At 43.9% G+C, this 23,856-nt stretch carries 24 protein-coding genes; 4 read left to right on the top strand and 20 right to left on the bottom strand.

The features are described from left to right. Nucleotides 1-177 precede the first annotated feature (177 nt). Nucleotides 178-1,845, top strand: a complete 1,668-nt coding sequence (locus ACGF63_RS02485; RefSeq protein WP_036849244.1) for a S8 family peptidase — start codon at nucleotides 178-180, stop codon at nucleotides 1,843-1,845. Nucleotides 1,846-1,932: 87 nt separating this feature from the next. Here the strand turns inward: ACGF63_RS02485 and ACGF63_RS02480 are convergent, their stop codons facing one another. From ACGF63_RS02480 to yceD, 18 genes are all read right to left on the bottom strand, one after another. Then, entirely contained in the window at nucleotides 1,933-3,237 is a 1,305-nt protein-coding gene (locus ACGF63_RS02480) for an NAD(P)/FAD-dependent oxidoreductase (protein WP_036849243.1), read from the bottom strand. 244 nt (nucleotides 3,238-3,481) lie between these two features. Then, the gene (gene nagZ / locus ACGF63_RS02475; protein WP_387628621.1) at nucleotides 3,482-4,528 is read right to left on the bottom strand and encodes a beta-N-acetylhexosaminidase; all 1,047 of its coding nucleotides are present in this window, start codon (nucleotides 4,526-4,528) and stop codon (nucleotides 3,482-3,484) included. 50 nt (nucleotides 4,529-4,578) lie between these two features. Then, nucleotides 4,579-5,442, bottom strand: coding sequence for a thiamine kinase (gene thiK, locus ACGF63_RS02470; RefSeq protein ID WP_387628618.1), 864 nt, complete (start codon nucleotides 5,440-5,442; stop codon nucleotides 4,579-4,581). Next, nucleotides 5,429-5,995, bottom strand: a complete 567-nt coding sequence (gene lpoB / locus ACGF63_RS02465) for a penicillin-binding protein activator LpoB (protein WP_036849239.1) — start codon at nucleotides 5,993-5,995, stop codon at nucleotides 5,429-5,431. Before lpoB ends, thiK begins: the two co-directional genes overlap by 14 nt. Nucleotides 5,996-6,315: 320 nt before the next feature. Next, on the bottom strand, nucleotides 6,316-6,666 hold the full coding sequence (hinT, locus tag ACGF63_RS02460; protein WP_152961759.1) for a purine nucleoside phosphoramidase: 351 nt from the start codon (nucleotides 6,664-6,666) through the stop codon (nucleotides 6,316-6,318). A 70-nt stretch (nucleotides 6,667-6,736) separates the two neighbouring features. Next, a complete protein-coding gene (locus tag ACGF63_RS02455; protein WP_152961758.1) occupies nucleotides 6,737-7,522 on the bottom strand; it encodes a metal-dependent hydrolase in 786 nt (261 codons plus the stop codon). 25 nt (nucleotides 7,523-7,547) lie between these two features. Further along, complete coding sequence (gene holB / locus ACGF63_RS02450; protein WP_152961757.1) at nucleotides 7,548-8,537, bottom strand: DNA polymerase III subunit delta'; 990 nt, start codon at nucleotides 8,535-8,537, stop codon at nucleotides 7,548-7,550. Further along, nucleotides 8,537-9,175, bottom strand: coding sequence for a dTMP kinase (gene tmk / locus ACGF63_RS02445; protein ID WP_036849235.1), 639 nt, complete (start codon nucleotides 9,173-9,175; stop codon nucleotides 8,537-8,539). Before tmk ends, holB begins: the two co-directional genes overlap by 1 nt. Beyond that, entirely contained in the window at nucleotides 9,172-10,197 is a 1,026-nt protein-coding gene (gene mltG, locus ACGF63_RS02440) for an endolytic transglycosylase MltG (protein ID WP_387628612.1), read from the bottom strand. Before mltG ends, tmk begins: the two co-directional genes overlap by 4 nt. A 27-nt stretch (nucleotides 10,198-10,224) precedes the next feature. Then, nucleotides 10,225-11,049, bottom strand: a complete 825-nt coding sequence (pabC, locus tag ACGF63_RS02435; protein WP_036849233.1) for an aminodeoxychorismate lyase — start codon at nucleotides 11,047-11,049, stop codon at nucleotides 10,225-10,227. Between the two features lie 222 nt (nucleotides 11,050-11,271). After that, the gene (gene fabF, locus ACGF63_RS02430; protein ID WP_036849232.1) at nucleotides 11,272-12,513 is read right to left on the bottom strand and encodes a beta-ketoacyl-ACP synthase II; all 1,242 of its coding nucleotides are present in this window, start codon (nucleotides 12,511-12,513) and stop codon (nucleotides 11,272-11,274) included. 73 nt (nucleotides 12,514-12,586) lie between these two features. Then, the gene (gene acpP / locus ACGF63_RS02425) at nucleotides 12,587-12,823 is read right to left on the bottom strand and encodes an acyl carrier protein (RefSeq protein ID WP_011147052.1); all 237 of its coding nucleotides are present in this window, start codon (nucleotides 12,821-12,823) and stop codon (nucleotides 12,587-12,589) included. Nucleotides 12,824-12,976: 153 nt separating this feature from the next. Beyond that, on the bottom strand, nucleotides 12,977-13,711 hold the full coding sequence (fabG, locus tag ACGF63_RS02420; RefSeq protein WP_036849231.1) for a 3-oxoacyl-ACP reductase FabG: 735 nt from the start codon (nucleotides 13,709-13,711) through the stop codon (nucleotides 12,977-12,979). Between the two features lie 9 nt (nucleotides 13,712-13,720). After that, the gene (gene fabD, locus ACGF63_RS02415; RefSeq protein ID WP_036849230.1) at nucleotides 13,721-14,653 is read right to left on the bottom strand and encodes an ACP S-malonyltransferase; all 933 of its coding nucleotides are present in this window, start codon (nucleotides 14,651-14,653) and stop codon (nucleotides 13,721-13,723) included. A gap of 18 nt (nucleotides 14,654-14,671) precedes the next feature. Further along, nucleotides 14,672-15,625 (bottom strand): beta-ketoacyl-ACP synthase III, encoded by a 954-nt coding sequence (locus ACGF63_RS02410; protein WP_036849229.1) that lies wholly within the window; start codon nucleotides 15,623-15,625, stop codon nucleotides 14,672-14,674. A gap of 6 nt (nucleotides 15,626-15,631) precedes the next feature. Further along, the gene (gene plsX / locus ACGF63_RS02405) at nucleotides 15,632-16,669 is read right to left on the bottom strand and encodes a phosphate acyltransferase PlsX (protein WP_071992999.1); all 1,038 of its coding nucleotides are present in this window, start codon (nucleotides 16,667-16,669) and stop codon (nucleotides 15,632-15,634) included. Nucleotides 16,670-16,698: 29 nt separating this feature from the next. Further along, complete coding sequence (gene rpmF, locus ACGF63_RS02400; protein WP_011147057.1) at nucleotides 16,699-16,869, bottom strand: 50S ribosomal protein L32; 171 nt, start codon at nucleotides 16,867-16,869, stop codon at nucleotides 16,699-16,701. A gap of 12 nt (nucleotides 16,870-16,881) precedes the next feature. Then, entirely contained in the window at nucleotides 16,882-17,406 is a 525-nt protein-coding gene (yceD, locus tag ACGF63_RS02395; protein WP_036849227.1) for a 23S rRNA accumulation protein YceD, read from the bottom strand. A gap of 142 nt (nucleotides 17,407-17,548) precedes the next feature. Here yceD and ACGF63_RS02390 point away from each other — a divergent pair, with 142 nt between their 5' ends. Continuing rightward, nucleotides 17,549-18,139 carry a nucleoside triphosphate pyrophosphatase gene (locus tag ACGF63_RS02390; RefSeq protein WP_036849226.1) on the top strand — a complete coding sequence of 197 codons (591 nt, stop codon included), beginning with the start codon at nucleotides 17,549-17,551 and terminating at the stop codon, nucleotides 18,137-18,139. Here the strand turns inward: ACGF63_RS02390 and rluC are convergent. Next, entirely contained in the window at nucleotides 18,136-19,095 is a 960-nt protein-coding gene (gene rluC / locus ACGF63_RS02385; protein WP_036849594.1) for a 23S rRNA pseudouridine(955/2504/2580) synthase RluC, read from the bottom strand. The genes ACGF63_RS02390 and rluC overlap by 4 nt on opposite strands. A 559-nt stretch (nucleotides 19,096-19,654) precedes the next feature. Between rluC and rne the strand changes: the two genes are divergently transcribed. Then, nucleotides 19,655-22,711, top strand: a complete 3,057-nt coding sequence (gene rne / locus ACGF63_RS02380) for a ribonuclease E (RefSeq protein ID WP_387628605.1) — start codon at nucleotides 19,655-19,657, stop codon at nucleotides 22,709-22,711. A gap of 166 nt (nucleotides 22,712-22,877) precedes the next feature. Further along, on the top strand, nucleotides 22,878-23,510 hold the full coding sequence (locus ACGF63_RS02375) for an NAD(P)-binding oxidoreductase (protein ID WP_132356009.1): 633 nt from the start codon (nucleotides 22,878-22,880) through the stop codon (nucleotides 23,508-23,510). 43 nt (nucleotides 23,511-23,553) lie between these two features. Here ACGF63_RS02375 and ACGF63_RS02370 read toward each other — a convergent pair. After that, nucleotides 23,554-23,856, bottom strand: a 303-nt coding sequence (locus ACGF63_RS02370; protein WP_387628602.1) for an RNA-guided endonuclease InsQ/TnpB family protein, incomplete at its 5' end; no start/stop codon positions are given.

Here is a 23,856-nt window from a genome sequence, read left to right as displayed (position 1 = left end):
AGAGATAACTTCAAAACAAACAGAACTATATATTCAACTTAAAATCACATTCAGTAACAATCAATACAGATAATACAGCCACTCTCTAACAGAATAGTGGACTAAGAAATAATAATAATATGAAATACCCACTTATAGTTATACTAAGGAGGCAATTAACCAAAGAGGAGAATGACAATGTCTATATCCCTTGAGTACTTTAAATCTGCAAAATTTGACGGTAATCTATATCTTAAATGTTATGGTGAAATGAGTGACAACATAGAAGTAAAATACAAGCTAATAGATCCAGATACACAAGATATATATGAATACTATAGTGACGACAATCAATTAGCCTGTTTTACCTCACTTAAACCTGCAAATTACACAATAGAAACCACTATCATTGAGAATGGAAAGGTAACTAAAAAACTTCCACCAGAAAATATAGAAATAAAAGAATCAGATTTTCTGTTTGATATAGATAGAGAAATAGATAAAATCATTAAAAATGAAAGCAACAATATTAGCTATCCATTACTTAAACAAATACCGTCTGAAGATAATGTTATTTCTTTAAAAGGAAATAATCATATCCCAAATGATAATTTGAAGTATAATCTTGAAATCATGTTTTCCCCAGATGGATTAAAAAGATTAGAATCTGAAAAAAATGACTCATTACCTGTTTTTAATGCATCTAAACATAAAATGGAGATAAAACCTGTTTTTAATAAAGACGATTTCGATAAAAAAACCTGGAAAACCCAAGAATTCAATAAATTAATTTATCTTTACAAAATAGAAGCGAATATTAATCATTCTGATTTAGTCAAGTTAGCCGATGAATTGGAAAAACTGGATTATATCGAATTTTGCTCTCTCACTCCTGTTTTAAAATATCAGCCTCCGCCTCCTTTGATTTCATCCAAAACAGAAGAGGTGATTGCCGAATTTGATTCTCATATCGTTACGCCTGATTTTTCATATCTGCAAGGGTATTTAGATGAACACAATGGGATGAATATCAGAAATGCCTGGGCTACTGGTTATAAAGGTCGGGGCATCACTGTGCACCATCTTGATTTTGGTGTTTACCGAAACCATGAAGATTTGGTTGGTAATATTACTGTGGTCAACAGTCGCCCTGAAACACAAGACTGTAACCATGGTACAGCATCCACCGGATGTATTGCAGCAAAGAATAATGAATTGGGTGTGACAGGTATAGCTCACGAATGTCATTTCCGTTTTTACGACATTGATGATTTTGACAGAATAATATATAGTTTTTCGCCAGGAGATATTATTAGTTTAAATATTCAAATTGTCGCCAATAATAGATATTACCCTTTTACCTATATCGCATCTAATTGGCAGAAAATAAAAAGCTGTGCTGACGCAGGTGCAATTATTATCTTTTCTGCCGGTAATGGCGGTATTAATTTAGCCTATGATTTCACCTTCCCTAATTATGGCGATCATGGCGGTATTATGATTGGCGCCTGTACATCAATTAATGGATACAGGTTAGGTTTTTCCAATCATAATCTCTATACCAGTTTAAATTCCTGGGGTGAGAATGTCGCAACCACTGGATATTCAAACTTGCAGCACCTGCCAGGAAATAATAGGAACTATACCCGTAGTTATAATGGGACATCCAGTGCAACACCTTTAGTCTCCGGGGCGTTAGCACTCATTCAATCCTATGCCAAATTAAAATATCATAAATATTTTAATTGCTCTCAAATAGCGACACTGGTTAGAAATAGTGGTTTTTCAACAGGAGAACTACAGGGGGTTGGATCACGTCCAAATGTTGCGAGTGCTTTCAAATTAATTGATCGTCTACTTTCTTAATTAAGATAAATTATTTCAAACTAAAGAAGTGATGCCTTATCAAGGCCACCCCATTATTTCACGGGTGGCCTTATATCGGTTAAGTCATTAATGCAATTTTAACCGTGGACGGATCACACGGTTAATTCCACCGACCAACATCATCAGGCCAGTTTTAATATAACCATGCAAAGCTACCTGATGCATTCGATATAATGAAATATAGACAGCACGAGCCACACGCCCTTCTATCATCATTGAACCGCGCATTAAATTACCCATCAGACTACCAACCGTACTGAATTTAGATAATGAAACCAGAGATCCATGATCTTTGTAGATATATTCTTTTAACGGTTTGTCATTCAACAACGCCATAATATTGCTATGGCAACGGCTAGCCATTTGGTGAGCCGCCTGTGCCCTTGGAGGAACAAAACCCCCTTCTTTCTTCGGACATGATGCACAATCACCAATGGCGAAAACATGGTCATCAAATGTCGTTTGCAGCGTTGGCTTCACCACCAGTTGATTAACCCGGTTAGTTTCAAGGCCAGCAATATATTTCATAAAATCAGGTGCTTTGATACCCGCCGCCCATACCATGAGATCCGCTTTAATCAACTCACCCTCTTTGGTATTCAACCCATGTTCATCAGCACTGGTTACCATAGTTTTGGTCAATACATGAACGCCAAGCTTTGTCAGCTCCTGATGCGCCGCAGCGGAAATGCGTGCTGGCAATGCAGGTAAAATACGCTCACCCGCTTCTACCAACGTCACATTCAGCGCTTCTGAACTCAGTCCCTCAAAGCCATAGCTGTTAAGCTGTTTTACCGCATTATGTAATTCAGCTGATAACTCAACACCTGTCGCTCCACCACCAACAATAGCGATATTAACCTTATCTTGCTGACCACTGTTTGCAGAATATTTAAGAAACAGATTCAACATCTCATTATGGAAACGGTGTGCCTGTTGTGGGTTATCCAGGAAGATGCAGTGCTCTTTCACACCCTGCGTATTAAAATCATTAGATTTACTGCCCAAGGCCATAACCAGAATGTCATAACTCAGTTCACGTTCAGGAACCAACACCTCGTTATATTCATCCCGGATCTCAGCCAAAGAAATCTTTTTGGTGTCACGATGAATATCGGTCAACGTGCCTAATTGAAAACTGAAATAGTGATTACGGGCGTGAGCCAGATAACTCAACGCATCAACCCCATCGTCGAGTGATCCTGTCGCGACTTCATGTAATAACGGCTTCCATAAATGACTTTGGTTACGATCCACCAGCACAATTTCTGCTTTCTTTTTACGCCCCAGCTTATGCCCCAGACTGGTTGCCAGTTCCAAACCACCAGCACCTCCACCAATGATCACAATTCTCTTCTTTGGTGTTGACATGACTACTCCACTAAAAATGTAAATCAAATGTTATCTAAGGATATGAAAACAATATCCTTAGATAACATTTAGTTTGAAATAAATAACTGATGTGATAGTACCAGAATATCACGGCTGGTTAGTTGGTCATACCAAAATTGAACAACATCAAATTCTTTTGAATAAATAAACATCAGAAAACCGGATAGGTAATAGCGCACACCAGATTCGATAAATGGGGAGTATGTAACTCACCCGTATTCCCCTATTTCTTCTCAGACAAGTTGGGAACTTTTCCACAACACTGCCATGTCTCATGTAAAACCGTTAATGCTTCATTAGCCAGCTGCCAGCGTTTTGAACCCTTTAGCTCATTCAAACTGAATTGACCGCCCTGATGATACAATTCTGATATTTTCTCTGCTTTGGTCTGAGGCAAGTTATCAAGCACACTGACCGCCCCATCACGGTGATTACACACCAGGATCATGTCACAACCTGCATTCAGCGCAGCCTGCCCGCGTTCAGCATAACTGCCCATAATCGCCGCCCCCTCCATCGAGAGGTCATCCGAAAATATCACGCCATTAAAGCCCAATTGCTGACGCAGCACTGATTTCAACCAATATGACGATCCGCTGGCAGGATGCTTATCCACCTGAGAATAGATCACATGAGCCGGCATAATCGCATCCAACAAATTACGCTGGATAAAATCACGGAAAATAGACATATCATGACGGCAAATAACGTCCAGCGGACGATCATCATGAGGTGTTTCTTTATGAGAATCGGCACAGACAGCACCATGCCCCGGAAAATGTTTACCCGTTGATTTCATACCGGCAGAATGCATTCCTTTAATAAATTGCTCCGCCATCATCTTGGCCTGCTCAGGATTTTCATGGAATGAACGCTCACCAATAGCCACACATTGATGACCTAAATCCAGAACAGGCGCAAAACTGATGTCAATATCCATTGCAATCATTTCAGATGCCATCAGCCAACCTGCTTCTTCCACCAATTTAATGCCATTGAAATTATCACTCAATCCAGCAAAAGATTGGGCCGCCGGTAAGCAAGTGAAACCTTCACGGAAACGCTGAACTCGGCCACCTTCCTGATCAACGGCAATCACAAGGCGATGACGGGATGCCTGACGAATTTGACGTACCAATTCACGTAATTGCTCAACATCATGAAAATTGCGGGTAAACAGAATTAAACCGCCCACTAATGGATGTTGCAAAATTTCCTTCTCTTCATTATCCAGTTCATAACTGACAACATCTAACATTACCGGACCCATTATATTCCTCACTTGCATTCATATGCTGCAATCAATGCAGCGTAATAGATTTAAAACGTTAGACCAAAAGAGAGGCGCAACGGTTGCGCTAACGCTAAAAATTGCGGATCACCACTCTGTTTCCAACGCACTTCAAACCACATCAAAAACATATAGTCAACCCAAGGTTGCCAACGTTTAATCTGACGCGTCAATAACGTTCGATCCCGGTATCCTGATGGCTGACTGCAATAGCAGTGCAAAAAAGCCTGTTGCTGCGGTTCATCCCAATGATTGGTGCAAAACAGTGTCGCTAACGCAAATCCGATATCGGTATCAGTTGCATATTCCCAGTCAATGAGTTTCAGCCCCTGAGGGGTATTAAGCAAATTACCGCAATGAACATCCATATGAGCAGGTGATAGTTTTAGTATTGAAGGCATCGAAGACGATATAAATTGTTTATGCAACCGCAACCAACGAGGAGTAAGACGCGCTTTATCAATTTGCAACCAGTAGCTTGCTAACTGATGCCGTAGTTGAAGCGGATAACCGAACAGCGACTGATGATGCAAAGTGGTCAATAATGCCGCCAGTTTTTGCAGAAAATCGGGCTGAGAAAACTCATTTTGCTCAATAATATGACCAGGCAACCATTCCAATAACAACCAATGGGGATCCATTGCAATGACTTGCGGAGCAATTTTTGTCTGGCTGAGATGACGCAAGATGGCATTTTCACGCTGACGGTCAACGCCAAGCTGCTTCCCTTGCTGCCACTGTCTGCGGCCGACAATATGATATTCGCCATCGGTGGCATAATAGCTTTCATTTGTCAGACCGCTTAACGGCCTTATCTTCCAGCTGTTTGCTGTTGTATAAGGCCATTGCCTGCATAACGCCCGCAATAAACCATCTTGATTACTTAACGTCACCGTGCCCTGACCAAAGAATCTCACCTGTCTGTACAATCATCAGTTGCATGACAATATCACGCTTATCACTGTTCCCTGAAACGATAGAATAGAGAACATAATCCGCATTTAAATAACGAGCCAAACCAATCGCTTTGCTGCGTAACCCCAGACTATCTTCTTCAGACAGGCCCAAAGATTGGCGGGCGTTCTGTACCTGATTTTGCGGTACTAATACAAAAACATTCTTGCTATTGATGGCTTGATGCAAGGCATCAGTGACTTGCATGGTTTGCAACACACCGTTGGTGTTATTCTTTACTGTATCAACTAACAGTAACTTGCCGCTTCCCAGCCCATTCGCCTTAACCATTTGCTCGACTAATGGTTGTACAGTCCCTTCCCAGTCAATTTCGCGCGTTTTAGGTGGCTCTGGAACTTTTTCAGGTGGTGGCGTCGGTTCCGTTGGGGTCACCGGTATAACCGGAGTGGGAGGCTCAGGCTGCTGCGGAGGCAAAGATGGACAACCAGCCAGAAACATGACAGATAGTGCTACAAAAACAATTCTTTTCATCAACCTATATTCCAATTACAGAGTTTAAAGAAACAGATAAATTTCTGCTGTGACACCAGCAATCTATTATCGGTTCAATCTCAGTAATAAAATCAGTAGCATTTATTAAAAATCAAGATATCCGGGACCATTCTGAGAACAATACCCCCGAATATCTGGCTATATACTATATATACCCGTTATCTTTCAAGTTGCCTCTTTGTTGGCTGCACTCGCTCACCCCGGTCACATAGTTATCTATGCTCCCAGGGATTCGCTCCCTTGCCGTCGCGATGCATCTTGAAATCTATCGGGTATAAACGAATTTTGGGACTTCACATTTACTTCAACAGTAATGGCCCCAAATGGCAGCCGCCAACCAGATGCATGTGAATATGGTAAACTTCCTGTCCCGCATGACGGTTACAGTTCATAATCAAGCGATATCCATCTTCGGCAATGCCTTCCTGTTCAGCAATTTTCGCTGCAACCGTCATCATTCGTCCCAACGCGGCTTCATGCTCTGCCTTGACATCGTTCACTGTCGGGATCAAGACATTGGGAACAATCAGAATATGAATCGGTGCCTGTGGAGAAATATCGCGAAACGCAGTGACCAGATCGTCCTGATAAACAATATCAGAAGGTATTTCACGACGAATAATTTTGCTGAAAATAGTTTCTTCTGCCATCACATTTTCCTTTTATTCAAATAACAAGAGATATATGAGCGCTTACAAATCACAAATTCAAGTTAATAAATCAAATTTTGCATACATCAACATGAAATAGATCGCAAAAATTCTGCGTGGTAACCTGAGCCAGTTCCTCAATACTCACACCTTTGAGCACAGCCATATATTCCGCAACATCACGCACGTATGCCGGCTGGTTTTCTTTGCCACGATGCGGCACCGGTGCAAGATAAGGCGAATCGGTTTCAATCAGAATACGATCCAGCGGTACATATCTTGCCGCTTCACGAATTTGCTCCGCATTACGGAAAGTCACAATACCGGAGAACGAAATATAGAAGCCTAAATCCAATAATTCTCTGGCGGTATCTTTATCCTCAGTAAAACAATGCAAAACACCACCACATTCTTGTACCTGTTCTTCACGCAATACCCGCAAAGTATCATCACGGGCACTGCGGGTATGAACAATAACTGGCTTATTGAGTTTACGTCCGATACGAATATGTTCACGAAACGAGGTTCGTTGTAGTTCAGCATTATCCTGCTGATAATAGTAATCCAGTCCGGTTTCACCCAATGCGACAACTTCATTCCCGGCAGCTAAACGTGCCAACTCATCAAAATCGTAGCCTTCATCCAGGTTAAGCGGATGAATACCACAGGAAAAGACAATATTTTCCCGTTCACCGATCAGGGTTTTCATTTGCTGGAAACCAGGTAGCGTAGTCGCTACTGCCAGCATAAATTTAACCTCCCGATCCGCCGCTTTTGCGACAACATCATCTACATTTTTATGTAGTTTTTCATAATCAAGACAATCAAGATGACAATGCGAATCCACTAACAACATATTAAACTCGTATACAAAAAAGATTTCAGAATTGTGAAGTAAACTGTTTTTCCCAATTGAGCAATTGCTCTGTCAGTAACAACTCTCTGTTTACGCCCACGACTGAGAGTAGCTGATGACGACAATGCATCCAGTCATCAACGCCTTGTAGTAAAACAGCCATAGTATGCACGGAACTTAATTGATAAATCAGCGTTTGTTGATCCTGATTGATGCAATAACTCTGCGCCTGCTGTTGCCACTTTACCGCATCAAGTAACAAACTAATAAGCCAATGAAGGCGGTGCGGCGCATCATCTTGATTTAACTGGGATAAAAGTGACAAAGCATCACGTTTATCCAAAGCTTGTTCAACAGCCTGACAGAATTGCCTCCGAATCTGCCATCGTTCCGGTTGCAGCAATTGTTCTGCCGCAACAGGTGCTCCCTGAGACAGTTTCAAAGCCGTCATTGCATCAACCGAAGAAATGACAGGTAACTGTTTTTGCAACCAATAAAAGCTGGTTTCTGCTTCAGGTACCGGCAGAAAATAGTAAAAACAGCGACTGCGCAACGTTGCCAAAAGGTTGGCTGGCTGACGACATTCCAGAAGAAAATAGGTATGTTCCGGCGGCTCTTCCAAAGTTTTCAATAATGCATTGGCAGCAGCATCTGTCAGACATTCAACCAAAGGCAGCCAGACAATTTTTACGCCGCCTTGCTGAGAACGACTATAAAGCTTTTCTGTAATCTGACGTACCACTTCTACACCAACACTGGTTTTACCCTTCTCCGGTGACATAATATGCCAATCAGGATGAGTTTCTGCCATCATCAGGTGACAACTATGACACTCCCCACAACTTTTCATCCCCTGTTTATTCCGACACATCAACCAGCGGCTTAACCCATATATCAATACATCAGCCCCAGTGCCGGCATTAGCATGAAGCAATAAAGCATGATGGCCTCGTCCTTGCTGATGGAATTCTACCAACTGACGGTATGCCTGATTAAGCCACGGATACCACTTCATCAGCCATTTTCCTGCTGTTTCAGCCATTGCTCAAGGGCTTGGCAAATATCGGCTTGTACCTGCTCTATTGGTTGAGCAGCATCAACCGTCACAATACGCTTATCTTGTGCCGCAAATTCCAGATAACAGCTGCGAGTACGATCAAAGAAATCCATCGATTCCTTTTCAATTCTGTCTAATTCCCCACGCTCCCGGGCGCGTAGTAGACCCATCTGAGGAGGAAGATCGAGATAAATAGTCAGATCAGGGCGAAAATCACCCAGAACGGTATCACGCAGCGAGGTCATCAAGTTTTTATCAATACCACGTCCTCCTCCTTGATACGCCTGAGAAGAGATATCATGACGATCACCCACAACCCATGCACCACGGGCCAGAGCAGGTTTAATCACATTTTCGACCAATTGCACCCTGGCTGCATATAACATCAGCACCTCTGCTTTATCCGTCAGAGATTCACCTTCAATACCTTGCTTAATCAACTCACGTAGTTTTTCTGCCAGTGGTGTTCCACCCGGTTCACGGGTAAAAACTAAGTCCTGAATACCGTGCTGCTGCAATCTTTCAACGACCGTTTTCATCGCTGAAGTTTTTCCTGCACCCTCTAGCCCTTCAATAACAATAAATTTGCTGTTCATCTGCTCTGTCTTAATCCCTGACGGTAAATATTCACCGCTCTGTTATGCGCCGCCAGATTGGTCGTAAAAGTATGGCCGCCTTTACCATCCGCTACAAAATAGAGAAATTCAGTTTTTGCCGGGTGCGCAGCTGCTTTTATCGAAGCAAGACCGGGCATAGCAATTGGCGTAGGTGGCAAGCCATTAATCATGTAAGTATTGTATGGCGTCAGTGTGGTTAAATCTTTGCGAAAAATAGTGCCGGTATATTTTTCGCCTAAACCATAGATCACGGTCGGATCAGTTTGTAGCCGCATATTCAACCGTAAACGGTTAATAAATACAGAAGCCACTTTTGTCCGTTCAACCTCAACACCGGTCTCTTTCTCAATTATCGACGCCATAATCAACATTTCATAAGCACTTTTATAAGGCAGGTTTTTATCGCGCTTTTGCCATTCTTCTTCAAGCGTCATTTCCATCTGCCAGTATGCCCGTTTTAGTAATGCAACATCGCTCGTCCCCGCCGTATAGTGATAAGTATCCGGATAGAGCCTCCCTTCCAGAGTATCAGTCTCTTTGATACCCAGTATCTCAGCCAATTCCTGAGCACTTTTATCATTCAGTTCATGTTTAAGATACTCAGATTGTTGGAGTATTTTCCACCAGTCAGATAAACGGCTGCCTTCGACAAAACGAACCGTAAATTGCGCCTCTTTGCCACTGGAGAGTAATTGCAACATTTCCCTCAATGTCATTTCTCGTGTTAACTGGTAAGTTCCCGCTTTAAATTCAGCAAGTTTTGGCTCCAGCCTTAATAACCAAGGGAAAATATGACTGTCTTTAATCAGGTTATCCTGAACCAATAATGCTTCCAGACTATGACGGCCAATACCTGCCGGCAATGTAAATACCCGATCTTGTTTGATTGCCAATGTTTGATCTGCAAATCTTTCAACTTTCTTATAGCCGGCATAGAGTAATATTGCCGCTACCATGACAATCAAAGCCAATAAGGTAAAAAAGTGCTTTTTCCGTTTCATCAATTAATCACTTAAACACAGAACGAATTACAACTTCAAACATTCAGGAAGCAAATATTCATACAGCTCCCTTGACTGATATTTCCATACGGGCTGATTTTCATGAGCCTGAATTTCACTAACAGGTATCACCGGCATTAAAGAATTGCAAACTATTACCTCGTCTGCATAAGCCAATGTTTCAGGATAACGATTTACACAGGAAAGGTAATAATCGCTTTCTGATAATAACTGTATTATTTTTTCCCGCATCACACCTTCAACACCACAGCCCCGCAAATCAGGAGTATACACATCTTTTCCTTTACGCCAGAAAATGTTTGCAGTACAGCACTCAACCAATAAACCCTCTGTATCGAGTACCAAGGCTTCATCAGCATTAGATTTTTCGATAAATGATTTAATCAATATCTGTTCCAATCGGTTAAGATGTTTAATTCCGGCAAGATAAGGGTTTATTCCCATCGGTATCGGACTGAGAACCAGAAAGAGGCCTTTCTGACGTTGTTTCAGATATTTTTCAGGATAAGGACTGAGAGACAGGATCTGATTTGGTTGCGTGAAACCCTGTGCACTATAACCGCGCCCTCCGGCTCCACGGGAAAGGATAACTTTAAGTACACCTTGTTCAGTAGTGGAAGCAATCTGCTTTATATGGTTTTCAAGCTGTTGCCAATCGGGTTGGGGAAGGTATAACCTTTCAACACCTTTCTGTAATCTTCGGATATGCAATGACAACAAAGCGGCCTGCCCCTGCTCTATTTTTGCTGTTGTAAAACAACCATCCCCGAATTGAACTGAACGATCGTTCACTGGCAAATAGTCGCACCGCTCACCATTAATCCAATACATATCACTGTGTTCTTAATTGCTCAGAAAAGGTATTTCAACCAACTTATCAAGAAGCGGTATCATAGTATATAGCTGGCATGAGTGCAAAAATGCCCGCAGAACTTGCCATGTAAAGAGCTCCAATAATTATTAACTATTGGAGCTCTTTATTCTGTCGCCTGAAAGTATTCACAAAATCATACTGTAGAGAAACTCAGCAACATGTTTAAGTTCACATCAGGCTTATATCTTACGGAAAATCAATGAGCCGTTAGTACCACCGAAACCGAAAGAGTTACACAACGCATATTCCAGGCCTTCCACCTTACGGGATTCGTTAGGAACGAAATCCAGACGGCAGCTCTCATCCTGGTTTTCCAGGTTGATAGTTGGCGGAACAATTTGATCACGCAGTGCCAGGATGGTGAAAATAGATTCCACTGCACCAGCAGCGCCCAACAAATGGCCAGTCATTGATTTGGTAGAACTGACTAAAACATCTGTGCCTTCACCAAATACTGACTCAACTGCATGGGATTCCGCTAAGTCGCCGGTGGGTGTTGAAGTACCGTGAGCATTAATATATCCCACTTGCTTGGTGGTAATACCGGCATCTCTCAGGGCGTTTTCCATCGCCAGCGCAGCGCCAGCACCATCTTCTGGTGGTGATGTCATATGGTAGGCATCACTGCTCATACCAAAACCAACAATCTCCGCGTAAATTTTCGCACCGCGTTTCTTCGCGTGCTCATACTCTTCCAGCACCAGAATACCTGCGCCATCCCCCAGAACAAAACCATCGCGGTCTTTATCCCACGGCCGACTTGCGCCCTGTGGATCATCATTACGGGTAGACAAAGCACGGGCAGCGCCAAAGCCACCAACCCCCAAAGGCGTACTGGCTTTTTCTGCGCCACCTGCCAGCATAATATCCGCATCATTGTAAGCAATAATACGAGCAGCATGACCGATATTATGCACACCTGATGTACATGCTGTGGCGATAGAAATACTTGGGCCACGTAAACCGTAAATGATACTCAGATGACCTGCCACCATATTTACAATCGTGGAAGGAACAAAGAACGGGCTGATCTTACGAGGACCACTAGCCACTAACGCACCGTGATTCTCTTCAATAAGACCCAAACCACCAATACCAGAACCAATAGCAGCACCAAAACGACTAGCATTGGCTTCTGTTACTTCGATTCCAGAATCTTCAATAGCTTGCACACCTGCTGCAATACCATATTGAATGAAATCATCCATCTTTCGTGCATCTTTGCGCGAAAGATTAAAATCTTCATGATTAAAATCTTTAACCAGACCAGCAAATCTAGTTGCATGGCGACTGGTGTCAAAATGGTCAATCAGGCTGATACCACTCTGTCCGGCACAAACAGCTTTCCAAGAAGATTCAGCTGTATTACCGACAGGAGATAACATGCCTAGTCCGGTCACAACTACTCGACGCTTAGACACGCTTATCCTCCAAGGAGGGAAATAATTTAGGGCAGAAACATAGGCGGTCGAGTGACCGCCTAGGTGTGTTCACTTATTCGCTTTGGTTCTGGACGTAATCAATAGCTGCCTGAACTGTAGTGATCTTTTCTGCTTCTTCATCTGGAATTTCGATATCGAACTCTTCTTCCAGAGCCATTACGAGTTCAACTGTGTCAAGAGAATCAGCGCCCAAGTCATCAACAAAAGAAGCTGAATTAACAACCTCCTCCTCTTTAACACCAAGTTGTTCAACGATGATTTTTTTAACGCGTTCTTCAATAGTGCTCATGCTATTAAATTTCCTATCAAAATTCGCTTTCGCGATGGTTTTCGTAGTTTATAAAATACAGGAAAAGATGCAACCAAATCCCGGCTGGTCGAACCACAATCTTGCTCTATTTTGCGTTATTTAACACAAAAAATGCAACTGGTTCGCTCATTTTTAGTTCATGTACATGCCGCCATTGACATGTATTGTTTCACCTGTGATGTAGGCCGCTTCATCAGAAGCTAAAAAAGCCACAGCACTGGCAATTTCTTTCACATCGCCAAGTCTCTTAACGGGTATGTCTTTCGAAAAGTTTACCAACTGCTCATCTGGCAACTTCCTGAGCATATCCGTTTCAACAAGCCCTGGAGCAACAACGTTAACCGTAATACCCCGAGAAACGACTTCACGGGCCAATGTTTTACTAAAACCAATAACTCCTGCTTTTGCCGCGGCATAGCTCGCTTGCCCAGGGTTACCCATTACTCCAACAACAGAACCAATAGAGATAATACGGCCATAACGTTTTTTTATCATAAAGCGCATTGCCGCTTTTGACATACGGAAAACGGAAGAAAGATTAGTGTCAATAACATCCTGCCACTCATCATCTTTAATGCGCATCACCAAGTTATCACAAGTGATACCGGCATTATTCACTAAAATATCAATTCCACCAAACTCTGTACGAATGATGGACATCAGCTGTTCAATAGATTCAGGATCAGCTACATTCAGTACAAAACCTTTACCTTTTTCACCAAGGTAAGCACTGATAGCTTCAGCGCCTTTTTCACTAGTTGCGGTACCAATAACATGGGCTCCACGCTCTGCTAATAGTTCAGCAGTTGCACGGCCGATCCCACGGCTGGCACCTGTTATCAATGCAATCTTTCCATCTAATCTCATGTATTGTCCTCAATTATTTTCCAATGTGGTTACTAATGAAGTTGTGTCATTTACCGCTGCTGCGCTTAAGGTATTGACAATTCGTTTAGTTAAACCCGTCAAAACTTTACCTGGCCCTATTTCTAATAGCTGTCCGATACTCTGTCCAGCAATAAATTCAACTGTTTCCGCCCAACGGACAGGATTATACAGTTGTCGTACCAGTGCATCACGGATAGCTTCAGCAGATTGTTCTATTTTCACATCAACATTATTTACCACCGGGAACTGAGGATGACTGAATTCAATTCCTTCCAAAACAACTGCTAGCCTATCTGCGGCTGGTTTCATCAATGCGCAATGCGACGGCACACTGACAGCTAAAGGCAGCGCACGCTTTGCGCCCGCGGCTTTACATGCAGCACCAGCACGTTCTACAGCCTCTTTCTCACCGGCAATAACAACCTGCCCAGGCGAGTTAAAGTTAACAGGGGAAACAATTTGCCCCTGAGCAGCTTCTTTACAGGCTCTATCAATGGATTCATTATCTAAACCAATAACAGCATACATTGCACCAATGCCTTCAGGTACAGCTTCTTGCATCAATTTGCCACGCAGTTCAACAAGTTTAATCGCTTGTTTGAAATCAATGACACCCGCGCAAACCAGTGCAGAATATTCACCAAGGCTGTGTCCAGCCATCAGTGATGGCAGTTTTCCACCTTTTTCCTGCCAGACCCGCCAAATAGCAACCGAGGCTGCCAATAACGCGGGCTGGGTTTGCCACGTTTTGTTTAATTCTTCTTCCGGCCCCTGTTGAACCAAAACCCAGAGATCATATCCCAGCACATCAGACGCTTCAGCAAAAGTTTGCTCTACAACCGGGAACGCTGTGGCCAAATCAGCCAACATACCAAGGGACTGAGAACCCTGCCCTGGAAATACCATTGCAAATTCAGACATGTTCATTTTCCTGTCAAATTAAAAACGTATCAGTGCTGAACCCCAAGTCAGTCCACCACCAAAAGCCTCAATTAAGATTAGCTGATCACGTTTAATCCGACCATCACGCACTGCCTCATCAAATGCAGTAGGTACCGATGCCGCAGAAGTGTTACCGTGACGATCCAGCGTTACCACCACTTTATCCATAGTCATATGCAATTTCTTAGCTGTCGCCGCGATAATACGCAAATTAGCCTGATGAGGTACCAACCAATCCAGCTCACTATGCGATAGATTGTTAGCCTCTAATGTTTCATCAACCAGATTAGCCAATTCACGGACTGCAATTTTAAAGACTTCATTACCGATCATACTGGCATACGCAGGTTCTTTCCGATTCTGGCGATCCTGGTAAGGCAATACCAACAATTCACCATAGCTACCATTTGCATGAAGGTGAGTCGAAAGAATTCCTGGCTCATCAGAAGCACCTACCACCATCGCGCCCGCACCATCACCAAACAGAATAAGTGTTCCGCGATCGTCTGGATTAAGCGTTCTGGTAATAGAATCAGAGCCAATGACCAACGCATGCTTTGCCGCACCCGTTTTAATAAACTTGTCAGCAATACTCAGTGCATAAGCAAAACCAGAACAAGCAGCAGAAATGTCAAAAGCAGCTGAATTCTTGGTACCCAACATGTGCTGAATTTGGCACGCTGAACTTGGGAAAGCATGACTGGATGAAGCTGTTGCCACAATGATTAAATCAATCTGATCTTTATCAATGCCAGACATTTCAATTGCTTTTTCCGCAGCCCAAAGACCCATCATCGCAACTGTTTCATCATCAGTAGCAATACGGCGTTCACGGACACCTGTGCGGGTAACAATCCACTCGTCAGAGGTATCCACCATTTTTTCTAAATCAGCGTTAGTGCGCACTTGCGCAGGCAGATAACTACCTGTACCTAAAATTTTTGTATACATGTATGTTCAGTCACTCTTGGGTAATGCTGTTGCCAGGCGGGCAGCAATTCTGTCAGGAACCTGCCTTTCAACGGCCTGAACAGCCTGTTCGATTGCGGCTTTAAACGCATGCTCATTAGCCGCCCCATGGCTTTTGATTACGACTCCATGTAATCCTAACAGACATGCGCCATTATACTGGTCAGGGTTCAGGTGACCGAAGCGTTTTGTCATCCGTTTTTGCAACCACTTCTTGACTATTTTCAACAACCAGGAGAATTGTTTCTTTTGTCCATCCGATGATTTGAGCAAAGATAAGATAATCCTGATTGCTCCCTCCATCGTTTTTAACGTCACATTACCTGCGAAGCCGTCACACACCAATACATCACTCTTGCCTGTCAGCAATTCATCGCCTTCCAGATAACCAATGTAGTTTATTGCCGGAATGTTCTTTAAAATAGTGGCGGCTTCGCGGATATTATCCAGCCCTTTACTCTCTTCTGTACCAATGTTAAGCAATGCTACCGCAGGATTAGCCACACCGACCACTTCCTCTGCCATTACTGAACCCATAATGGCGAATTGCACCAACATACGGCTATCGCAATTAACATTGGCGCCCAAATCCAGTACTACCGTTTTCTGCTGCTTCAGATTGGGCATTACTTGCATCAAAGCAGGTCTGTCGATGCCATCAATAGATCTTAGCACCAATTTGGACAGCCCCATCAATACCCCAGTATTCCCTGCACTGACGCACGCTTGTGCTACACCGGATTTCACTAAATCCAGTGCGACACGCATTGATGTCCCACGGCTGGCACGAATTGCCTGCGACGGTTTTGCATCGTTAGCCACAACCTGTTCGGCAGGAACCACTTGCAAACGACTGAGCAACTTAGCATCAATATTTGCAAAAAAAGGAGAAATGGTATCGGGGATCCCGACCAACAATAATTTAAGTCTAGGATTAGACGCCAGCGCCTGCAACGCAGCAGGCACCGTAACGCGAGGACCAAAGTCCCCGCTCATGGCGTCTAACGCTAAAGTCAGATTAGTCAAGGTATCAACTTGCTAATGACTGGCGGAGATTATTTGTTGATGACCTTGCGGCCACGGTAGTAGCCATCGGCAGTCACATGGTGACGCAGGTGAGTTTCACCAGAGGTTTTATCTACAGACAATAGTGGTGCGGTCAGTGCATCATGGGAACGACGCATACCACGTTTAGAACGAGTTGGTTTATTCTGTTGTACGGCCATTGACCTTACTCCTTAAGTACTTTTCTTTAAACTGGCTAATACGGCAAATGGGTTTGGTTTTTCAGCCTCTGGAGGTAATTCACCAAACACCATATCCGCGTCGGACACTTCACAGTGTTCAGAATCATGTACCGGGACTACCGGCAGAGAAAGAATTATTTCATCTTCAATCATCGCCAGCAAATCTATTTCGCCAAATTCGTCAACGCCAATTGGCTCATACTCTTCCGGTAATGCTTCAGCCTGCTCATCATTGATGACCGGACTGAAACAATATGTTATGTGAACGTGATGGCTGAAATTACCGCCACAACGCTGGCATTCAAGCGTAACATCCACATTGGAATGCCCTCGCACAACTGCCAGGCGTTGATTATCTATCTGAAACGATAAAACGCTGTCTACATCATTGTCCACGCTAACCACAGATTCCGCGATACGCAAAACTTGCTCAGGTGAATAACTACCTGTGTAGTCTAATCTTTTCTGAGCTGCGCGAAGCGCATCAATGGTCAGGGGTAATTTTACCTTTTGCATAAGGCGCGCATATTATCTTTGTAATGAGATATAGTCAAAGAAAAAGGCCACACATCTGCACCTTTCCGCCAAATATTCGCTTATTAAGCCGAGCTTAGTTTAAAATGCCTGCAATTATTTCGCCATGTATTTTGGAAAAAATATGACACAAATCGTTTTAGCTTCCACATCAGCTTACCGCCGTATGCTACTGGAGAAACTCCGTTTGCCCTTTATATGTGTGGCTCCCGATGTTGATGAAACACCTCAGATTAATGAAAATGCAGAACAGCTCGTTATGCGCCTGGCGCAAGCCAAAGCACAGGCATTACAAATAAGATATTCTCAGCACTTGATTATTGGTTCTGATCAGGTTTGTGTTATTAATGGCGAAATTACCGGCAAGCCACACAGTTTTGAAAATGCATTTAAACAATTACGGCAAGCCAGTGGTCATTGCGTCACCTTTTATACCGGCATTTCTCTCTTCAACAGCAAAACCGGGGTAATTGATACCCGCTGTGAATTATTCAATGTCTATTTCAGGGATCTGACTGATGATGAAATCCGGGCTTATTTAACAGCAGAAGAACCGCTTAATTGTGCCGGAAGCTTTAAAAGCGAAGGATTAGGGATCACTTTATTTGATCGGTTTGAAGGAAAAGATCCAAATACTCTGGTCGGCTTACCATTAATTACATTGACCGAATTATTAATCCGCCAGGGGGTAAACCCACTGACGGCGATATATTAATTACAATTACTTTTACGCAGTACTTTTATACAGTAGCGCAATTGTTCATCCATTGGTGCTTCAAGTCGCAATGTCTCCCCCGTCGAGGGATGGGTAAATTTCAACGCACTGGCATGCAAAAACAGGCGATTAAGGCGGGTATCTGATAGCTGAGAATCAAAAGCCTTATCGCCATAACGATCATCAAAAGCGATCGGATGCCCAGCGTATTGAGCATGCACCCGAATTTGATGGGTTCGGCCGGTCACCGGACTGGCTTTCACCAGTGTTGCATCGGCAAAACGCTCTTCTATTTTAAAACGGGTTTCAGAAGGTTTACCTTCGCCGTTCACTTTCACAATCCGTTCACCACTTTGCAGGATATTTTTCAGCAGTGGCGCCTGAACAACCTTGCAATGTGATTGCCATTGCCCCCGCACCAAAGCCAGATAATCTTTTTGCATCTGTTTAAGTCGTAATTGCTCATGCAAGGCCCGTAAAGCTGAACGCTTTTTAGCAATTAACAAAATTCCAGATGTGTCACGATCCAGACGATGCACCAATTCAAGGAATTTTGCCTCCGGGCGCAAAACCCGTAACCCTTCAATAACGCCAAAACTTAAGCCACTGCCTCCATGCACAGCGGTACCGGCAGGTTTATTGATCACCAGAATATAGTCATCTTCATATAAGACACAGTCGTCCAGTACAGCCACTTTATCCAGTTTGGCTGAAACCGGCACCGCCTGCCGTTCTGCAACCCGGACAGGCGGAATTCTAACGACATCTCCCGCAGACAATTTATACTCAGGTTTTATCCTGCCTTTGTTTACCCGGACTTCACCCTTACGTACAATCCGGTAAATCATGCTTTTAGGAACACCTTTCAGACGTGCTAATAAAAAGTTATCAACACGCTGTCCAGCCTCATCGTCATCAATAGTGACAAATTGTACAATTTGATTATTCGTTTTCATGACAGTGATTTTAATTACCACTCAAGCAGAGCGCCACTCATTTTTAAATATGAGTAAAAATCATGCATACTTTCCGGCTGTCGCCTTTCCTACTTTAAGAGAAAGACTAAATATTAACTATTTCTTCCTATTTCATCAGAAAAACCGCTTAAAGGCATAAAGTCACCTTGCTATCACCCCAACAGCAATGGAATAATGCGTAGCCACCATCAGTTTTTTAATTCTGAATGGCGAAGTTAAACGTTTGTTCTTTGTTTGATTGCACAAAAACGCAGCAATGGCGTAAGACGTACTGGGGAATCAAATAATTAGCGGGCTACGGGTAGCAGCTTACTGGAATTGGATCAAATCCGCGTCATTCATATTTGCAGATTATTCCTAGAAAAGAGTGCTGTTTTTTAAGTGAAAATTCAGGCTCGCCGAAAATATGCGTCTCTATACAAACGACAACCGGGAGGTTGGCGGATTTGTAAAAGACACGAGACCATCGGTTATCAGTAGCTCATCTATATTTGCCCGTGGCTCTATAACTAATGTAAAAAATAATGAGTAAGTTACAATGAAAAGAATGCTAATCAACGCAACTCAGCAAGAAGAGTTGCGTGTTGCTCTGGTTGACGGGCAACGTCTTTATGATTTGGATATCGAGAGTCCAGGACACGAGCAAAAAAAAGCAAATATCTACAAAGGTAAAATCACCCGAATTGAACCTAGTCTGGAAGCCGCTTTTGTTGACTATGGTGCTGAACGGCATGGTTTCCTTCCTATTAAAGAAATAGCCCGCGAATACTTCCCCAGCAACTATCACCCTCATGGTCGCCCTAATATCAAAGATGTTCTCAGGGAAGGCCAGGAGGTTATTGTTCAAGTCGATAAAGAAGAGCGTGGCAATAAAGGGGCTGCATTAACCACGTTTATCAGCCTGGCAGGCAGCTATCTGGTATTGATGCCTAATAATCCCCGTGCCGGTGGTATTTCCCGCCGTATCGAAGGAGATGACCGCACAGAACTGAAAGAAGCCCTGGCATCTTTAGAAGTGCCGGAAGGAATGGGGCTGATTGTCCGCACTGCCGGCGTCGGTAAATCCGCCGAAGCGCTACAGTGGGATTTATCGTTCCGCCTCAAACACTGGGAAGCGATCAAAAAGGCGGCGGAAAACCGTTCCGCTCCATTCTTAATCCATCAGGAAAGCAATGTCATCGTCCGTGCTTTCCGTGACTATCTGCGCCCGGATATTGGCGAAATATTAATCGATAATCCCAAGATTCTCGATCTGGCACGGCAGCATATCACCGCACTTGGCCGTCCAGATTTCACCAGCAAAATTAAACTGTATAGTGGCGAAGTTCCCCTGTTCAGCCATTATCAGATTGAATCCCAGATTGAATCTGCGTTTCAGCGTGAAGTTCGCCTGCCATCAGGTGGGGCTGTCGTTATTGATACCACAGAAGCATTAACCGCGATTGATATCAACTCTTCCCGTGCAACACGCGGAGGGGATATCGAAGAGACAGCGTTTAATACCAACCTTGAAGCAGCGGATGAAATTGCCCGTCAGCTACGCCTGCGTGACCTTGGTGGCCTGATTGTTATCGACTTTATCGATATGACGCCTGTACGCCATCAACGGGAAGTGGAAAACCGTTTACGTGATGCTGTCCGTCAGGATCGCGCCCGTATTCAGATTGGTCGTATCTCGCGCTTTGGCCTGCTGGAAATGTCCCGTCAGCGTCTTAGCCCATCTCTGGGTGAATCCAGCCATCATGTTTGTCCGCGTTGCAGTGGCACCGGGACTATCCGTGATAACGAATCTCTGTCACTGTCCATCTTACGTCTGATTGAAGAAGAAGCGCTGAAAGAGAACACGCATCAAGTACATGCCATTGTTCCGGTACAAATCGCTTCATATCTGTTAAACGAAAAACGCCAGGCAGTCAGTGCAATTGAGCGTCGTCAGGGGGATGTTGGCGTGGTGATCGTTCCTAACGATCAAATGCAAACGCCGCACTTCTCTGTTCTGCGCGTGCGTAAAGGTGAAGAAGTTTCTACACTGAGTTATCTGCTTCCTCAGCTTCATGAAACTGGAATGGCAAATCCTCAAGAAGATGTCCAACCTGAACGTAAACGACCTGAGCAGCCCGCTATTTCTGCTTTTGTCTTACCAACCGATGCGACAGCACAACAGCCATCACATAAAGCAAAAGAGAAAAAGCCTAACCACCCTGCTCAGATTAAAACGGAACAACCTGGCCTCTTAAGCCGCATCGTTACTGCTTTGAAAAAAATGTTCAGCGCAGAAGAAGAGAAGCCTGTACAGAAAAAAGACGATAAATCACCAGGTAATGATAACCGTCGCTCTTCTGAACGACGCAATCAGCGCCGTCAGCATCCACGCAAAGATCGTGATGATAATAATCCGCGTGATGAGCAACGTAATAACCACGACCGTGACGAACAACGGAAAAATCGTCATACTCAACAGAAGAATAGTGCTCAAGATAACAACGCAACTGCAACTATAGATATCGCTGCTCGTGAGACCCAACAGCAACAACGTCGTGAGCAACGTGCAGAACGTCAACGCCGTCGTCAGGAAGAAAAACGCCAGCAGCAACTTGAAACTCAGAAACCAGAAGTCGTTGAAAGTGAGGTTGAAGAACGTCTGCCGGTTATCCCACGCCGCCAACGTCGTCAGCTTGAGCAAAAAATTCGCATCACAGATGAAGTGAAAGAAACAACAACGATTACTCCACTGCCTGTACCTGTTGTTACAGAAGAACCATTACCTGCACCAGTTGACATGCAAGCAGAAACCGTTCAGCCACAACAGCAGACTGAAAATAAAGAGCAACAAGACAATGTGATGCCACGCCGCTCTCGTCGCTCACCTCGCCATCTGCGTGTCAGTGGTCAACGCCGCCGCCGTTACCGTGATGAGAGAAATCTACCTCAATCACCGGTACCATTATCGCTGGCTGTTGCGTCACCGGAAATGGCTTCCGGCAAAGTTTGGGTTCGCTATCCGGTGGTGCCGGTTTCCACAGAAATTCCTGAGGAAATTGCTGTTGTCGAACAACAGAATGAAGTACTGGTAGCAATAACAGCAGAAACAGCACCTGCGGTAATCGTTGTAGCTGAATCTGAACCAACCATCACTGAATCACCTCAGGTAGCAGAGGTACCGGAAACTTATCAAGATGAAATTAAGCCTGAAGCAGCCATTGCAGAAGAAGATGATATTGTTGTTCTGCAACACACTGAATCAGTGCCGCAAGCATTGCCAGTTATTGAGGTTGTTGCAATAACACCGATTACACCTGAATTTGAACAGCAACCAGAGACAGAAGAAGTTGTTACTTCTGAGGAAATTGCAGAAGTGGTTACTGTTGAAGAGAGTAAAGATAAAACAGTTAAACAGCCTGTTGCTATAGCCAAAGTTCATCATGCATACGCACCAATGACCAAAGCACCCGCTCCAGAGATGATCGAACAATCTATTGTTATCAACGAATGGCAACGCCCTTCTTCTTATTTCGAAGGAAAAGGAGGCGCTGGAGGCCATTCAGCTACTAACGCAGCCACTTCCCCAATGGTTAAACCGCGATCTTTTGAATAACAATATCATTTAATATTAGCAAAATGGCTCTTTTTTGGGAGCCATTTTTTTTGCCACTGCCCCCACCAAAATACTTATTATTAACTTCATTCCATCTGTATGATGGTTTAAAATCAAACAATCATCATCCTGTTGACTCATTATTATTTGATCTGGAGAACAACCTATGAAACCGTGGCTTATTTTTGGTGCAGGTAGTGGGATTGGACGCCATTTAGTCACTATCGCGTTGCAACAAAAACGTCCCATAACTGCACTCATCCGCAATTCTCAGCAGGCTTTTGAGCTCAGTGCCTTGGGCGTCAAAGTGATACAGGGTGATGCCTGTGATGCTATAAATGTTGAAAAGGCAGTATTGAATGCCGGTTCAGAAGCAATGGTGTTTTCTACTATTGGTGGAGTTGACTCAGATCTCTTCGGTAATATGACTATCATTGATGCCATTGAGAAAATCGGAATAACACGTATGTTACTGGTCACATCAATAGGCTGTGGAGATGGTTGGAAAACCCTGTCACCCAGGGCTAAATCACTATTTGGCCAATCTGTCCGACGTAAATCAATGGCAGAAAGCTATCTTCAGACCAGCTCTCTGAATTATACAATTATCCGCCCAGGCGGATTAACAGATAAACCAGGAACAGGCCATTGCCAACGATATCAGAATGAAATTCATGGTGTCGTCAGCCGCAAAGATGTTGCGCATCAACTGGCAATAATGGCAGAAGAGGAATCTTCATATCACCAGATTTATGCCTTGGTTGATCCAGAGCTTAAACCTGATTGGCCTGTTGCGTAATCGGTGACTGCTCCCCGCCGTAAACGGCGAGGCTTCCCACTTCCTAGGCCGCAGCCGTCTGTGCGACGGATTTACGCAGGCCTCCATGGGCAGAAACGACGAGTCCCGCCGCCTGTAATTCAAATATGCCTTGCTGTTTAATATTCAGCGCAGCGTTGAGATCCCGATCGTGCTCTGTGTGGCATGCCGGACATTGCCAGAGCCGTTTGTGGAGCGGCATTTCCGGCATCTTATGACCGCAACAATGGCAGGTTTTCGAGCTGGCAAACCATTGATCCAGCTTCACCAGATGAACACCTGTTTCTGCCGCCTTGTATTCCAGTTTGGTGATGAATCCAGCCCAACC

The organism is Photorhabdus sp. RM322S (genome assembly GCF_042879395.1).
In the GTDB taxonomy this organism is placed as follows: Bacteria; Pseudomonadota; Gammaproteobacteria; order Enterobacterales; family Enterobacteriaceae; genus Photorhabdus; species Photorhabdus khanii.
This window is presented reverse-complemented; position numbering and strand designations above follow the sequence as displayed.

Coding starts and splice junctions, on each gene's coding strand:
- acpP (WP_011147052.1), bottom strand. CDS start 12,823: ATGAGCACTATTGAAGAACGCGTTAAAAAAATCATCGTTGAACAACTT.
- fabD (WP_036849230.1), bottom strand. CDS start 14,653: ATGTCTGAATTTGCAATGGTATTTCCAGGGCAGGGTTCTCAGTCCCTT.
- ACGF63_RS02375 (WP_132356009.1), top strand. CDS start 22,878: ATGAAACCGTGGCTTATTTTTGGTGCAGGTAGTGGGATTGGACGCCAT.
- ACGF63_RS02455 (WP_152961758.1), bottom strand. CDS start 7,522: ATGTTGTTAGTGGATTCGCATTGTCATCTTGATTGTCTTGATTATGAA.
- pabC (WP_036849233.1), bottom strand. CDS start 11,049: ATGTATTGGATTAATGGTGAGCGGTGCGACTATTTGCCAGTGAACGAT.
- ACGF63_RS02410 (WP_036849229.1), bottom strand. CDS start 15,625: ATGTATACAAAAATTTTAGGTACAGGTAGTTATCTGCCTGCGCAAGTG.
- ACGF63_RS02485 (WP_036849244.1), top strand. CDS start 178: ATGTCTATATCCCTTGAGTACTTTAAATCTGCAAAATTTGACGGTAAT.
- rne (WP_387628605.1), top strand. CDS start 19,655: ATGAAAAGAATGCTAATCAACGCAACTCAGCAAGAAGAGTTGCGTGTT.
- ACGF63_RS02390 (WP_036849226.1), top strand. CDS start 17,549: ATGACACAAATCGTTTTAGCTTCCACATCAGCTTACCGCCGTATGCTA.
- mltG (WP_387628612.1), bottom strand. CDS start 10,197: ATGAAACGGAAAAAGCACTTTTTTACCTTATTGGCTTTGATTGTCATG.
- nagZ (WP_387628621.1), bottom strand. CDS start 4,528: ATGGGTCCGGTAATGTTAGATGTTGTCAGTTATGAACTGGATAATGAA.
- rpmF (WP_011147057.1), bottom strand. CDS start 16,869: ATGGCCGTACAACAGAATAAACCAACTCGTTCTAAACGTGGTATGCGT.
- holB (WP_152961757.1), bottom strand. CDS start 8,537: ATGAAGTGGTATCCGTGGCTTAATCAGGCATACCGTCAGTTGGTAGAA.
- rluC (WP_036849594.1), bottom strand. CDS start 19,095: ATGAAAACGAATAATCAAATTGTACAATTTGTCACTATTGATGACGAT.
- hinT (WP_152961759.1), bottom strand. CDS start 6,666: ATGGCAGAAGAAACTATTTTCAGCAAAATTATTCGTCGTGAAATACCT.
- lpoB (WP_036849239.1), bottom strand. CDS start 5,995: ATGAAAAGAATTGTTTTTGTAGCACTATCTGTCATGTTTCTGGCTGGT.
- tmk (WP_036849235.1), bottom strand. CDS start 9,175: ATGAACAGCAAATTTATTGTTATTGAAGGGCTAGAGGGTGCAGGAAAA.
- yceD (WP_036849227.1), bottom strand. CDS start 17,406: ATGCAAAAGGTAAAATTACCCCTGACCATTGATGCGCTTCGCGCAGCT.
- ACGF63_RS02480 (WP_036849243.1), bottom strand. CDS start 3,237: ATGTCAACACCAAAGAAGAGAATTGTGATCATTGGTGGAGGTGCTGGT.
- fabG (WP_036849231.1), bottom strand. CDS start 13,711: ATGAGATTAGATGGAAAGATTGCATTGATAACAGGTGCCAGCCGTGGG.